This window comes from Janthinobacterium sp. HH106 (assembly GCF_001758725.1).
GTDB lineage: Bacteria > Pseudomonadota > Gammaproteobacteria > Burkholderiales > Burkholderiaceae_D > Janthinobacterium.
The window spans coordinates 39,303-53,437 of record NZ_LRIC01000008.1; the positions used below are offsets into that span (position 1 = coordinate 39,303).

At 63.6% G+C, this 14,135-nt stretch carries 12 protein-coding genes and 1 riboswitch; of the genes, 6 read left to right on the top strand and 6 right to left on the bottom strand.

Going from position 1 to position 14,135, the window contains the following annotated elements:
• Window positions 1-184: 184 nt before the first annotated feature.
• Together JAB8_RS04500 and JAB8_RS04505 are read left to right on the top strand one after the other, a co-directional pair.
• Window positions 185-1,165 carry an EDSAP-1 family PEP-CTERM protein gene (locus JAB8_RS04500; RefSeq protein ID WP_083287582.1) on the top strand — a complete coding sequence of 327 codons (981 nt, stop codon included), beginning with the start codon at window positions 185-187 and terminating at the stop codon, window positions 1,163-1,165.
• Window positions 1,166-1,273: 108 nt separating this feature from the next.
• Window positions 1,274-2,266 (top strand): EDSAP-1 family PEP-CTERM protein, encoded by a 993-nt coding sequence (locus JAB8_RS04505; protein WP_121670012.1) that lies wholly within the window; start codon window positions 1,274-1,276, stop codon window positions 2,264-2,266.
• Between the two features lie 19 nt (window positions 2,267-2,285).
• Here JAB8_RS04505 and JAB8_RS04510 read toward each other — a convergent pair whose 3' ends face one another.
• From JAB8_RS04510 to JAB8_RS04530, 5 genes are all read right to left on the bottom strand, one after another.
• A complete protein-coding gene (locus JAB8_RS04510) occupies window positions 2,286-3,386 on the bottom strand; it encodes a nitroreductase family protein (protein ID WP_070288671.1) in 1,101 nt (366 codons plus the stop codon).
• On the bottom strand, window positions 3,387-4,256 hold the full coding sequence (locus JAB8_RS04515) for a ThiF family adenylyltransferase (RefSeq protein ID WP_070288672.1): 870 nt from the start codon (window positions 4,254-4,256) through the stop codon (window positions 3,387-3,389).
• A gap of 87 nt (window positions 4,257-4,343) precedes the next feature.
• Window positions 4,344-5,903 carry a methyl-accepting chemotaxis protein gene (locus JAB8_RS04520; RefSeq protein ID WP_070223920.1) on the bottom strand — a complete coding sequence of 520 codons (1,560 nt, stop codon included), beginning with the start codon at window positions 5,901-5,903 and terminating at the stop codon, window positions 4,344-4,346.
• A 122-nt stretch (window positions 5,904-6,025) separates the two neighbouring features.
• Window positions 6,026-6,223 (bottom strand): hypothetical protein, encoded by a 198-nt coding sequence (locus JAB8_RS04525; RefSeq protein ID WP_010399555.1) that lies wholly within the window; start codon window positions 6,221-6,223, stop codon window positions 6,026-6,028.
• Between the two features lie 95 nt (window positions 6,224-6,318).
• Window positions 6,319-9,162, bottom strand: a complete 2,844-nt coding sequence (locus JAB8_RS04530) for an insulinase family protein (protein WP_070288673.1) — start codon at window positions 9,160-9,162, stop codon at window positions 6,319-6,321.
• 185 nt (window positions 9,163-9,347) lie between these two features.
• Window positions 9,348-9,498, top strand: a riboswitch (FMN riboswitch).
• A gap of 95 nt (window positions 9,499-9,593) precedes the next feature.
• On the opposite strand from JAB8_RS04530, the gene ribB reads away from it, so the two are divergent.
• On the top strand, window positions 9,594-10,241 hold the full coding sequence (ribB, locus tag JAB8_RS04535) for a 3,4-dihydroxy-2-butanone-4-phosphate synthase (protein ID WP_070288674.1): 648 nt from the start codon (window positions 9,594-9,596) through the stop codon (window positions 10,239-10,241).
• Between the two features lie 7 nt (window positions 10,242-10,248).
• Here ribB and JAB8_RS04540 read toward each other — a convergent pair whose 3' ends face one another.
• Window positions 10,249-11,622, bottom strand: coding sequence for an MFS transporter (locus JAB8_RS04540; protein WP_070288675.1), 1,374 nt, complete (start codon window positions 11,620-11,622; stop codon window positions 10,249-10,251).
• Window positions 11,623-11,738: 116 nt separating this feature from the next.
• Here JAB8_RS04540 and JAB8_RS04545 point away from each other — a divergent pair, with 116 nt between their 5' ends.
• The 3 genes from JAB8_RS04545 (at window position 11,739) to JAB8_RS04555 (ending at window position 14,095) form a co-directional block, all read left to right on the top strand.
• A complete protein-coding gene (locus JAB8_RS04545; RefSeq protein ID WP_070288676.1) occupies window positions 11,739-12,611 on the top strand; it encodes a LysR family transcriptional regulator in 873 nt (290 codons plus the stop codon).
• Between the two features lie 134 nt (window positions 12,612-12,745).
• Complete coding sequence (locus tag JAB8_RS04550; protein WP_070223930.1) at window positions 12,746-13,069, top strand: hypothetical protein; 324 nt, start codon at window positions 12,746-12,748, stop codon at window positions 13,067-13,069.
• Window positions 13,070-13,279: 210 nt separating this feature from the next.
• On the top strand, window positions 13,280-14,095 hold the full coding sequence (locus JAB8_RS04555) for an ABC transporter permease (RefSeq protein WP_070288806.1): 816 nt from the start codon (window positions 13,280-13,282) through the stop codon (window positions 14,093-14,095).
• Window positions 14,096-14,135: the final 40 nt, after the last annotated feature.

The window sequence follows — 14,135 nt, forward strand, 5'->3', positions numbered from 1 at the left end:
CGCCGTCGGTTTTTCTTACAACGCGTCCGGCAACACCTGCACTGTGTCAACAAAAGCACGCCAAGTCATTGATTTCAAAAGAACCTCATGCGTTGGCATGGAAGTCGCTTAAGTCTGGCCATGAGCACCTGCCGACAGGACTCAGGCAAGACTTCCAGACTCACTCAACCACGAGGTGAATGACATGAAACTTTCTAAACTGAAACTGCTCCCGGCAGCAGCGACACTGGCCATGCTGTGCGCGGCCGGTAGCGCACAAGCGGGCGCCTACGGCTATTCCTACAACAACATCTTCGGCCTGGTCATCGCCGTGCCGACGGGCCAGATCACGGTGGCCAACAGCACCACGATTTCGCGCAGCACGGCCACCCTGAACGGCGTGAGCGTCATCAACGGCGGCGCCGGTTCGCTCGACGCGCCGCGCGCCAACGTCGGGGCCGTCACCAAGGGCGAAAACGACTTCACCCAGCAAGGCCCCACTGGCACCTATTCGCGCGGCGATGCGCAGATCGTCAGCACGCAGTTCCCTTCGTTCCCGCCCGGCTCCACCTCCACCCAGGTGGTGAACGTGGCCGAAGCCCATCTGGGCGGCCCTGCCGGTACGGCCGATGCCTCCGGGCGCAATGGCTCGACCACAGGTTTTTCCGTCGATTTCGTCGTCGGTTCGCCCACGGCGACGCTGAGCTTTGACTTCCTGGCGTCGCCCTTCATGCAGGTCTTCCTGCAAAGCACGGTCGGCCAGTTGTCCACGGCCACGGCCAACCTGGTCGTCACCTTCACCATCACGGATGCGGCGGGCCTGACGGTGTTCAACTGGACGCCCGATGGCGTGATCGGCTCGGGCATCTTCGGTGGCACGGAAAACGCCGACGGCGCCAACCTGAACACCAGTCTGGCGACCAATTTCCTGACGCGCGGCAACCTGTTCACCTACGACCCTTCCGGCTGCGGCACGCCCACGGGCACGGGCGTGGGTACGGGCTGCGGCAGCAACTTCAGCTCCGTCAGCAATGCTTTAACGGCCGGCAACTACACCTTGACCTTGAATGCGGTGGAAAGCGTGGACCTGGTGAAACAGGCGGTGCCGGAACCTGGCACTCTGGCACTGCTGGGTCTGGGCCTGGCTGGCCTGGGCTATGCCCGCCGCCGCAAGGTTGCCGCCTGAACCAGGCAACAGGGGGATTTACAGGCGAGGGAGTCTCCTCGCCTTTTTTTATGTGGCAAGCCTGTCGGTTTTCCTTACAACGCGGCCGACCGGCAGATGAGGATTTTCATGACTACATTTTCTTGTACCCGCTTGTCAACGGCCTTGCTGGCCTTGCTGTTGCTGGGCAGCAGCGGCACTGCCGGCGCCGCCGCCTATGGCTATTCGTACACCAGCGTCTTTGGCCTCGTCATCAGCAACCCCACCGGCTCCACCACCTTGGTCAGCAATATCGACCTGTCGCGCACCACCGCCACGCTCAATGGCAGCAGCGTCATCCACGGCGGCAGCAACGAGATCGATGCGCAGCAAGCGACACGCGGCGCCGTCACCAAGGGGGAAAATGATTTTACGCAACAAGGCATGGGCACGGCCTCGTTTGCGCGCGGCGAGGCGCAGATCGTCACCTCGCAAATCCCCCCCTTTCCGCCAGGCTCGACCAGTACGCACACGGTGAATGCGGCGGAAACCTTCCTCACGGGCGGCGGCAGCGCCGACGCCTCGGGACGCAACGGTTCCAGTACCGCGATGACCGTCAATTTCGTCGTCGGCCAACCGGGCGCGACCCTGGCCTTCGACTTCCAGGCCCTGCCTTTCATGCAGTTGTACCTCGATGCCCTGGCCGGCACGGGCTCGGCGGCCACGACGAATATGGCGATGACGTTTACCATCATCGATGAACATGGCCAGATCGTCTTCAACTGGGCCCCCGACGGCAACCTGGGCTCCGGCATCCTGGGCGGCACCGAACTGGCCGACGCCGCCAGCCTCAATACAGGGTACGCGCAAACGCCGCTGACCAGCGGCAGCGTGTTCACCTACGATCCCGGCGGCTGCGGCGCGCCCACGGGCACCGGCATCGGCACGACGTGCGGCGGGCAGTATGGCGCCGTCACGGACAATCTGGTGGCAGGCAGCTATACCCTGGTATTGAACATGCTGAACAGTTCCGAACTGGCCTATGTGCCGACGGACACGCCGATACCGCTACCTGGCACCTTGCCGCTGCTGGTGGCGGGTCTGGCGGCGCTGGCTGCCCTGGCGCCACGGCGGCGGCGCTGACCGCGCAGGGAGTCACGCCTCACGGCCCAGCCGTGGGCGCCACCAGCAAGTCTTGCAGCGGACGGCGCAGCGAGCGCGCACTGGCCGCCGGCCCGGCGCCGATGCGCCCGAGGAACACGGCCCGCTCGACCGCCGCCTCCCCCAGCACGCCCTGGCATTGCACGGCCAGCTCCTGCGCCATGTCCTGCATGCCATCGGTGCGCGAAAAGGCGCGCCGTTCGCGCACGTAGCGGGCAAAGATCAGCGGCGTCAGTTCCGGCTGCAATTGCAGTCCCAGTTGCGTGGCCGTCAGCCAGAAGCGCTGCATGGCGCGGCCGGCCGCCACGTAATCGTCGATATGGCGCGGCGGCGCATCGGCCAGCAGCACGAAATGCGCGGCACAATACAGGCCCGGCAGCAAGTCCATCTGCAGCCGCGGGGCAATCGTGCCGCCCAGCCAGGTATTGAAAAAATCCACGCGGCGCCAGCTGTGCATGACCCAGCGCATCAGCCGCGCCGTCATGGCATCGACGCCGAGCGCCTGCTCCGGGATGCGGTCGGCACTGAAGCGCGCCCCCCATTCAATGACGTCGCGGTGCACCTTGTGCGCTTCGGGCATGGTCAGGCGCAGCTTCGCATTGTCGAACATCAGCCGCGCGCAGGCCAGGCGCGCGCGCCCGCCTTCGAACCACTGCACGCCGTAGCCGGGCGGCAAGCTGGCCGCCAATGCCGCCTTTTCGCTGGCGCGCAGGCTGCGCGTGCTGAGCCGGCGCCGCTGCACGCTGCGCCGGGGCAGGAAGGCCGCCAGCGGATCGGGCAGCATGCCCGGGCTGTCGACCAGCCGTACGTCGAAGGTGGGCAAGGTGTCGGGCATGGACAAACGCCGGCGCGCTTCCATGCGCAAGCCGTGACAGCTGGCCGCCAGGGCCATGCTTTCAAGCAAGGCACCCAGCGACAGCTGGCTGGGATGGCCGTCGAGGTCGTACACGCAATGGCTGCGCGTATCGAAACCATGCACGACCACGTGCCGCTGGTCCACGACTTCAAAGCGCCACGGCTGCGTATTGTCGCCGCTGGGCGCCCAGCGCGCCTGCTCGAGGATGTTTTCCAGCACGGGATCGTTCAGCAATGCTTGCGCCATTTATGCCCCCTGTGCGGCGCGGCGCCGCTTGATGATGGCCATCGTCAGGCGCTGCAGCGGATGACGGTTGCCGCCTGGACGCCAAGTATGCACGAGCTTGTTGCGGTAGGCGTCGAAATGCACGCCGTGCGGCGCCGCCATCACCTTGCCCCGTTTTAACAGGATTTTCAAGGCTTCCGTGGCGGCCGCGCCCGCGCACAACTGGCAGCCCATGATGGTCGACGGTCCGCGCCGCTCCTTCAGGTTGATGGCGGACGGGTCGACCAGATACGGGCCGTGCAAGCCGGACGGCGCCAGCCCGACGAGAAAGCGCAGGGCCTTTTCTTCCTCGGGCAAGTCGCCCCAGCCAAAATACTCTTCGAACGTCATGCCGCCCGGCATGAAGCTGAGCACGGCCGTGCCCATGCCCAGCGGTGCGGCCGTGATGGCGGGAATGCCCAGGCGCGCGCACGTGGCGAAGGTGGCCTGGCGCGCGGGGAAGGCAAAGAAATCGAGGCCATCCACGTACAGGTCGACACCGGCAAAGAACTCCGCCAGGTTGCTGTCGTGTATGCCGTCGGGAAATTGTTTAATCTCCAGTTCGGGATTGATGTCCTTCGCCATCTGCGCCAATACGCCCACCTTGGGCTGGCCCAGGGTCGACATCATGGCGCCGGCCTGGCGGTTGAAGTTGGCGATATCGAAGGTGTCGAAATCGGCGATGTGGAAGGCGCCGATGCCCAGCCGCGCCAGGGTCAGCAAGTGCACGCCGCCCACGCCGCCCATGCCCGCGATGGCCACGCGCTTGCCGCGCAAGCTGTTTTGCTCCGCCTGCGTGACCCAGCCCAGGTTGCGGGCAAATGCCGCGTGATAGGAAAAACCTTCTGTCATGCTCACCTCTTCTGTGCATCCATTGCGGACGAAAAAGTTTGGACAGGTGAGCCGGGGATAAGTTCCCCCGTGACAGATAAAAAGCGGCTAGCGCGTCAGGCGCCGCTGCGCCGCGGCCGGCGCCACGGCGCCCACCTTGAACACGCTGACGATCTGCGCCAGCCCGGCCGCCTGCTCGTTCATGGCCTGCGCTGCCGCCGATGCCTGCTCGACCAGGGCCGAGTTTTGCTGCGTCATGTTATCCATCTCGACGATGGCCTGGTTGATCTGCTCGATGCCGGCGCTCTGCTCGGCGCTGGCCGAGGAAATCTCGGCCACGATATCGGTCACGTGCTGCACGCTGGAGACGACTTTTTCCATCGTTTCGCCCGCCAGCGCCACCAGTTTTTCACCGGCGCCCACTTGCTCGGCGGAGCTGTCGATCAGTTGCTTGATTTCCTTGGCGGCACTGGCCGAGCGCTGGGCCAGGTTGCGCACCTCGCTGGCCACGACGGCGAAACCACGGCCCTGCTCGCCCGCGCGCGCCGCTTCCACGGCCGCGTTCAGGGCCAGGATATTCGTCTGGAAGGCGATGCCGTCAATGACGGCGATGATGTCGCCGATTTTCTTCGACGAGGCATTGATGGCGCCCATGGTGTCGACCACCTGGCTCACCACGCCGCCGGCCTGCGTCGCCACTTGCGAGGCAGAAATGGCCAGCTGGTTGGCCTGGCGCGCATTGTCCGCATTCTGGCGCACGGTCGAGGTCATTTCTTCCATGGTCGAGGCCGTTTCTTCCAACGATCCCGCCTGCTGCTCCGTGCGCGCCGACAGGTCGTGGTTGCCCGAGGCGATCTCGCCCGATGCCGTGGAAATCGATTCCGCATCGCTGCGCACCTGGCTCACCAGATGCGCCAGGTTGTCGCGCATGGCCTTGATGGCCATCAACAGACTGGACGTATCACCGGGGCGCGTGTCGATCTGCGTGGTCAGGTCGCCCTGGGCGATTTGTGCCACGATGGCGGCGGCATAGTCGGGTTCGCCGCCGAGCTGGGCCAGGATGCGGCGCAGCATCAACGCTGCCAGCGCGCCCACCACCAGCATCAGCGCACCGCCGATGGCCAGCAGCACGCCCGCCTGGGCCCAGAATTTGTGGTTGATGTCATCGATATACGTGCCCGTGCCGATCAGCCAGTCCCACGGTGCAAATTTCACCACGGCATACATCTTCGCCACGGGGTCGGGCACGCCCGGACGCGTGCCGTCCGCCTGCACGAGGCCGATGCGGCTGTTGGCCAGCGCGGCGCGGTAGCGGTCGCCCGACTGCTTCATGTTCTTTTGCGGCGTGCCGATGCGCGACGCATTCGGATGCACGTACAGCAAGTCCGTGCTGAAATCGCGCACAAAGTAATACATTTCGTCCTTGACGAAGCTGCCGATGGCCAGCTTGGCCTGCTGCTGGGCCTGCTCCCGCGTGAGCTTGCCCGACTGTTCCAGCGCGTACGCCTTTTCCACGGATGCGTTGGCCAATTCGACCAGCACCGTCAATTGCTCGACGCGCTCGGCCATCATGGTCTGGCGCAGGGAATACAGGGAGAAGGAAGCGATGAGGACGATGCCCAGCAAGGTGCTGAAACACAGGAGGAGAATGCGTGAACGGAGTGTCATGGGTGCCTGGAGTGAATAGGAAATTTAATTGCCCGATGGAAATCTTTTCAGAAAAGCAAAACGGGCGGCGCTACCGGGCTGTGCCCGGCAGGCACCGCCCGCTGTAAGTCGTGTTTAAAAGGTCAGGCCAAGGCTTCCTTGGCCGCCTCTTCCGGCGTCAAGCCGTCGTAGAACTGGTCGGTAAACCACTCGACCTGCTCTTCGATGTGGTCCTGCGCCTGCGCCACGGTGGCGCCGCCAGCCACGAGGAAGCCTTCGACCTCGATACACCAGTTGATCAACTCCAGGGTTTCCGGATCGAGCTCTTCTTTCTTAGCCATCGTATTTCCTTGCTTGTTAAATTGCGATATCACATCAATAAGCGGCAGTTTAACAGCTTCGCCACGCTGCCGCCCATGCAGATCAAACACGAGGATTACTTGGCTGCAACATTTTTACGTTCCGGATACAGCACCACCTGCACATAATTGTGCATGTCCAGGTAGCGCTGCGCCGCCAGTTTGACGGCTTGCGGCGTGATGGCGCGCACGCGTTGCTCGTAGCGCAGAATGTGCGCGGGGTCGCGCCCCTGCGTCACCGAACCCATCAACTGATTCATCCAGTAGTTGTTTTCGCGCAGGGATTTCTGCTGGCGCGTGATCCAGTTCAGCTTGACCTTTTCCAGATCGGCCACGGATGGCCCGTCCGCCTTCATCTTGTTGATTTCGGCAAAGGCGGCGGCGATCACCTTGTCCACGTTTTCCGGTCCCGTCGGCAAGTTCAAGGCCACCGAATAATGGCCGTACGGATGCTGGCCCATCGAGGTTTCAAAGCCGCCGCCATAGATCATGCTCATCTTTTCGCGCAGCACTTCGATGACTTTCAGGTTCAGCACCTCGCCCAGCGCCTGCAGGGTCAGCTTTTGCTCGTCCGAATACGCGACGTCGCCATTGAAGGTGATGGAAATCGTACTCTTGGGCTCGCTGCCCATATAGATATCCTTCTTGACGACGCCGGTCACCGGGCGCATGCCCACGTCGCGGTAGGCGTGCGCCACCTCGCCCACGGGCAAGGTGCCCAGGTAGCTGGCGATCAGCGGCTTGATCTTGTCGAGCTCGAAGCTGCCCGCAAAGATGAAGGTCATGTCGCGCGCGCTGGAAAAACGCTGGCGGAAGATGTCCAATGAGCGGTCCAGGCCCACCTTGTCGAAATCGGCCGCGCGCGGCACGCCATCGACACGGGGGTTGTCGCCATACATGGCGTGCTGGATGGCGTCGTAAAACACGGCTTCCGGCTGCGCCATGCTGTTTTTCGCCAGGTCTTGCTGCTTGCCGATGAAGGACTGGTACAGGCCCGCATCCTTGCGCACGTCATTGAAATACAAATACACGAGCTGCAGCATGGCTTCCACATCGGCGCTGCTGGCCGAGCCGCCAAAGCCTTCGCTCAGTTCGCCCAGCGAAGCGCCCACATTGACCGTTTTGCCGGCCAATACTTTTTGCAAGTCCAGCGGCGCCAAATCCTTCAGCCCCATGCTGCCGACCACGGCGCTGGCGTAGCGGGCGTTGTAGATGTCGGCGTCGCCGAACAGGGACTGGCCGCCGAAGCGCGTCGAGCCCATCAGCACCTGGTCATTCTTGAAGTCCGTCGGTTTGAGCAGCACGCGCACGCCATTGCCCAAGGTCAGTTCCGTCACGCCGATGGCACTGTTCAACTTTTCCGAAACGATGCTGCCACCGGCCGGCGGACCGTCCATCAGCTTGCTGGCAAGCACTTTCTCCGTGCGCGGCTCGACCTTCTGCTGCTCGGCCTTCGCCACGGCGTCGAGCAATTGCTGCTGCGTCGGCACGCTGGACGTCGCTTCGCCCGCTTTCGGTTCGGCCCCCATGAAGACCACCAGCTTCTTTTGCTGGTCGGGAATCACTTTGGCCACCGTTTCGTTGATTTCCTGCAAGGTTACCTGCGGCAAGAGTTCCTTCGCGTACAGCAATTCATTGGCGATACCGGGGATGGCTTCCTGCTCCAGGAAGTTGCGCGAATACTCGGCCACGAAGCCGGCCGAATCGGATTTGTCGCGTTCGCTGTACGCGCGCTCGTAATTGCGCAACATATCCTTGCGCGCGCGGTCCAGTTCATCCTGACTGAAACCGAAGCGGCGCGCCCGCTCGTCTTCCTGCACCAGCGCATCGACGGCCGGCTGCACGCCGCCCTTGCCCAGCAAGGCATAGGCGCTGAACGATTCATAGCCGCGCACCAGCTTGCCCATGCTGCTGCCGCCCTGGATGAACGGCGGGTTGGCCTGCTGCGTCAATTCCTGCATGCGCGCGCTGAGCATTTGCCCATACAGGTTTTCGATCATCTGGCGGCGGTAGTCGGCAATGGTGACGGGCTCCTGCGCGGCGCGGATCGGGTAGCGGATGAAGACGCTGTCGTCCGGTGCTTCCTTGTCCGTGATCACCACCGCTTCCGTTTGCGAGCGCTGCGGCACTTCCGCATACAGGCGCGGACGCGGTTTCGCGGGGTTTTTCAGTTTGCCGAAATGCTGGCGTATCATCGCTTCAGCCTGTTTCGGCTCCACGTCGCCGACCACCATCACGGCCATCAGGTCGGGACGGTACCAATCCTTGTAGAAACGCTTGATGGCTTCCGGCTTGAAGGTTTTCAACACGGATTCCTTGCCGATCGGCATGCGTTCCGCATAGCGCGAACCGTTCAGCAGCTTCGGATACAGCACCTTGTTCATGCGGTCGCTGGCGCCCTTGCCCAGGCGCGCCTCTTCCAGCACGATACCGCGCTCGCTGTTGATGTCGGCCGGATTGAATTTCAAGCCGTGCGCCCAGTCTTCCAGCACGAGAAAACCTTTTTCCAGGTTTTCCTTCTTGTTCGTGGGAATCGGCAGCACGTAGACGGTTTCATCGAAGCTCGTGTAAGCATTCAGGTCGGCGCCGAACTTCACGCCGATCGATTGCAAGTAGGAAATCAGCTCATTGCGCTTGAAATGCGTCGAGCCATTGAAGGCCATGTGTTCCGTGAAATGGGCCAGGCCTTGCTGGTCGTCATCTTCCAGGATGGAACCGGCTTTCACCACCAGGCGCAATTCCACTTTCTGCGCGGGACGGGCATTTTTCTTGATGTAGTAGGTCAAGCCGTTCGGCAGTTTTCCGACGGTAACTTCTGGTGCCAGCGGCAAGGGATCGCTCAAACGGATTTCCGCCTGGGCCATGCAGGCGCACGCCAGCAAGACGGCGCCCGAGATCAGGCGTAATTTACTCAGCTTCATGTATTCTCAACGGTAAAATTCAGTAGCCATACCTTACACTGAAATTCTGTTTCCGCCATTAAAAACAGCTTAGGAAAAACCGCTTTTCCCAGGCAACTTTGCCGAATGACAAACTCAACGGTGTCCTGCCAGGTTTTTTCAATTGTGCTAAAGTATTGCCGCCGGTCATGTGGACCGGCACAACAATACGTCTTCGGGGCGGGGTGCGATTCCCCACCGGCGGTAAGACCGGCAACGGTCAAGCCCGCGAGCGCTTTCCAGGCACCGCTTGGCGAGGTCAGCAGATCCGGTGTGATTCCGGGGCCGACGGTATAGTCCGGATGAAAGAAGATGTGCAGTAAACGCGATGTCCCATCGACCTGTCGATGCGGCCGGCTGCGTCTATTCGCTTGCCCTGCAGCGTTTTTCGCCTATGCGAGGAGCGTTTCACCATGTTAGTCAACAGCTATACCCTGCTTTCCAACGACCTGGAAGGTCGTATCCAGTCCGCCCTGGCCGCCATGCGCGCCGGCATCCCCGTCATCCTGCTCGACGATTTCGACCGTGAAAACGAAGCCGACCTGATCCTGTCTGCCGAAAAATTGACGAACGAAACCATGGCTTTGCTGATCCGCGAATGCAGCGGCATCGTCTGCCTGTGCCTGCCGACGGATGTCGTCAGCAAGCTGGAATTGCCGCCCATGTCGTCCGACAACGGCAGCCGCTACGGTACGCCGTTTACCGTCTCCATCGAGGCGCGCGACGGCGTCACGACGGGCGTGTCGGCCGCCGACAGGGTCACCACCATCCGCGCCGCCATCGCGCCAAATGCCAAGCCCGCCGACCTGGTGCGCCCCGGCCACGTCTTCCCCCTGCGCGCCGCGCCCGGCGGCGTGCTCGAGCGCCGTGGCCACACGGAAGGCTCCGTCGACCTGTCGCGCATGGCGGGCCTGAACCCGGCCGCCGTGCTGTGCGAACTGATGAACCCGGACGGCACCATGATGCGCGGCGACGATATCGAGCGCTTCGCCGAACTGCACGGCATGCCGATTCTGACCATCGAAGAACTGGTGGAGTGGCGCAGCACGCGCGAACAGTAAGCCTGCTTCAGGCGGCGGCCACGGCCTTCGGCAGATGCACGTGCCGGTAGACGAGGCCCGCCGCCAGGCCATACGCGGCGGCAATCGTCGCGTAGGCCAGCGGCAGGCGCAGCGACCATTCGGGCAACATGTGCAGGATGCTGCCGATCAGGGCCACGCCCACCAGGGCGCCGATCTGGCGGTTGGCATTCAGGGCGGCCGCCGCGCTGTTCGCATGCTGCTTGCCGGCCACCCGCATCACGGTGGCCGTCATGGCGGGAATGGCGATGCCGATGGCCACATTCATGACGGCCGTGCCCAGCGCCAGCCAGCCATACGGCGTGCCCGGACGCAAGCCCGTCAGCAGCAAGGCCATCACGGCGCCCACCAGCAAGCCGGCCAGCATGGGCCTACGCGTGCCATGGCGCGCCGCAATACTTCCCGCCATGAAATTGCCCACCGTATAGGCCGCCATCATGGGCAGCAGGCGCAAGCCCGACTGCAGGGCGTCGGCGCCGCCCGACTGCTGCAGGAACAGGCTCAATAAGAACAGCTGGCCGAACACGCAGAAATTGATCAAAAAACCCACGCCATTGGCCGCGCCGAAGCTGCTGCTGTGAAACAGCGCGCGCGGCAACAGCGGATGGCTGCCGCTGCGCTCGCGCCGCAGCAATTGCCAGGCCGACAGCAAGGTCAATGCCCCCGCCGCCACGACATCCGGCGACAGCCAGCCCAGCACGGGCCCTTCGATCAGCACGAAACTGAGGCCCGCCAGCGCCGCCACGCCCAGTGCATGGCTGAACAGCGACAAATCGCGCGGCTGACGCGCCGGCGCGACCAGCAACAGCTGCGCCATGACGATGGCCAGCACGCCCAGCGGCACGTTCACCCAGAACACGCTGCGCCAGCCGAACTGGTGCACGAGGATACCGCCGATCAAGGGGCCGGATGCACCGGCCACGCCCACCAGCGCCGACCAGGTGCCGAGCATGCGCGTGCGTTCGCGCTCGTCGTCAAAACTGTGCGTGAGCAAACTCAGCGAACTGGGCATGAACAGGGCCGCGCCCGCCCCCTGCAGCAGGCGCGCCGCCGTCAGGAAATGCCCGTCGGGCGCGGCGCCGCACAGCACCGAGCCGAGCAGCAAGACGCCCAGGCCGCCCTGGTACACGGCTTTCGCCCCGTAGCGGTCGGCCAGCGCGCCGCCGGCCAGCAGCAGCGCGGCAAACGTCAAGGTGTAGCCGTCGACCACCCAGACCAGGCCCGTCAGCGGGATATGCAAGTCCAGCGCGATATCGGACAGCGCCACGTTGACGGCCGTGACGTCGAGCATCGCCATGACGAAGCCGAAGGCCAGGGTCAGCAAGATCAAGCCGTTGGCGCGGCGCGGTGTGGGAACAGACATGGGACTCCTTGCAGTAACAGGGGGGACGGCCATTATGCGAGCGTTGCGCGATGCAGTAAACAGGCATAAACTCGGCATCTTGATGCAAAAATGCATCACAAAAAAAGGAAAATACAATGGACTGGGATAACGCGCGCATCTTTCTCGCCATCGGGCGGGCCGGCACCCTGCGCGGCGCGGCCGCCCTGCTGGGCATCGACCAGGCCACGTGCGGGCGCCGCCTAGCCGCGCTGGAAAGCTCGCTGGGCGCCACCCTGTTCCTGCGCACGCCATCGGGCTACGTGCCCACGCCGGCCGGCGAGCTGGCGCTGACGGCGGCCGAAGCAATGGAGCGGGCGGCCGACAAGCTGCAGCGCGAGATGCAGGGCGTCGACAACCGTTTAAGCGGCCTGGTGCGCGTGGCCACCACGGACACCATGGCCAGCCATTTCGTCATCCGCGCCATGCAGCGGCTGCACGCGGCCCACCCGGACATCCGCATCGTGCTCAACGTGGCGCCCGCGCTGGCCAGCCTGACGCGGCGCGAGGCGGACCTGGCCGTGCGCGGCGTGCGCCCCACCGACCCGGACCTGATCTCGCGCCACCTGGTCAAACGCAGCCTTGGCCTGTACGCCTCGAAAACCTATCTGGCCGAACGGGGCGAACCCGTGCGCGGCACGGCGCTGGCCGGCCACGACATCGTCATCTACCACCAGTCCGTGACGCCGCGCCACGCAGAGAAAATCGCCGGCGAATCCGTCGCCAACGCCCGGGTCGCCATGGAAGTGAACTCGGCGGCCATGCTGCAGGAAGCCACGCGCGCGGGCCTGGGCGTGGCCGAGCTGGCGACTCATCTAGGCGACATCGACCCGCAGCTCGTGCGCATCTGGCCCGAGCGGGCGGAAAGCTACGACGTGTGGCTGGTCATGCACGCGGACCTGAACCGCTCGGCCCGCGTGCGGGCGGCGGCTGACGCCATCATTGCCAGCGTGGCCGGCCCGGCGCACTAGGCGCAAGTCCATCCCCAAAAAAATCATTCCCAAAAGAAACTTTATCTCTTGCGAATCTGATAAAATTCCTCTCCCCGCCGCGCACAGCCGCCGCCAATCGCCGCGGGATCCCTCAATCCCCCTGGAGAATTTTTATGCTTATCTGGCAAGGCTTCGGCATACTTGGCCCCCTTATCTGTTTGATCGTCGTACTGGCCGCGCAAGCGCTGTTTGGCGCCACCCTGGGCGAGGCCTATACAAAGAGCCACACATGGACCCTGGCCCTGGCCTTCCTGCTGGCAGCTGCCGCCAGCTGGTATGCGGGCGTACGCCTGAACAGCGCGCCCGGACGCGAACTGATCGACCCGGCCACGCAGGAGCGCGTGATCCTGCGCCAGCGCCACACCCTGTTCTGGATTCCGATGCAATACATCGCCGTGCTGATGGTCGTCATGGCCGGCTTCGCCCTGTTTGAGTAAGTAGGTCGTGGGAAATTATTGTGAAGTTATGACGAACAGAACCGGATGCGCTGCAAGGCGCCCGTTGCGACGCAGTGCAGGCACTGCTAGCAGCGGGTAACGCCGCAGAGCGCCGGTTATGGAAGTCAGAAATCACAATAATTTATTACGACCTACTTCAGCGCGCACGCCTGACGTGCCCGGCGGGCGGGCAGATGTTAAGATGCCATGATGACCCTATCCGTCTCCCTCATCATCAGCCTGCGCCGCCTGCACCGGGCCACCATGGCCTGGCTGGTCAGCTGGTGGCGCATGCTGCATTTCGCCATCCTCGTGTTTTCGCTGGCCCTGTCGCCATCGAGCTATAACCGCGACAACCGCCCCATCCTCGCGCACCGGCTGGTAACGAACACGGCGCCCAATCTCGTGTGGTTCAGCGTGGCCTGCGCGCTCGTCAGCCTGGTGCTGATCCGCATCGTCGTCGTCAGCGCCCAAAGCTACGGCCTGTCGCGCTATGCGCTGGAAATGGTGGTGCGCGTGCTGGTGCTGGAATTGATACCGCTGACGGCCGCCCTGTTCGTGGCCCTGCGCCTGACCCTGCCCGACGGCATTGCTTTCGCGCAAATGCGCTCGTCCGGCATGCTCGATACCATGCAGCGCCAGGGCATCGACCTGTTGCGCCGCGAATATTTTCCACGTGTCATGTCGGGCATCTTCGCCGTGTGGATGCTGGCCATCGTCAGCTGCGTCACCTCGCTGATCCTCGCCTACCTGACGATCTATGGCTTTACGCCGTGGGCGCTGCAAGGCTACACGCGGGTGGTGGGGCAGATCTTCAATCCGGCCGTGGCCCTGATCCTGATGCTCAAGGTGATCTTCTTCAGCTTTGCCGTGGCCCTGATCCCGCTGGCCTCCTCGTACTATCCGGAAGACCCGCACGGCCGCCGCAACCGCCTGTGGGCCGCGCACGGCCTGTCAGAAATGCTGCGCCTGTTTTCCGTCATCCTGTTGGTCGAAGTGGCTTCGCTGATGGGCAATTACTACTGATGCCCCGCCCGCCACCGCCAGCGATCCCGAACCACCCATA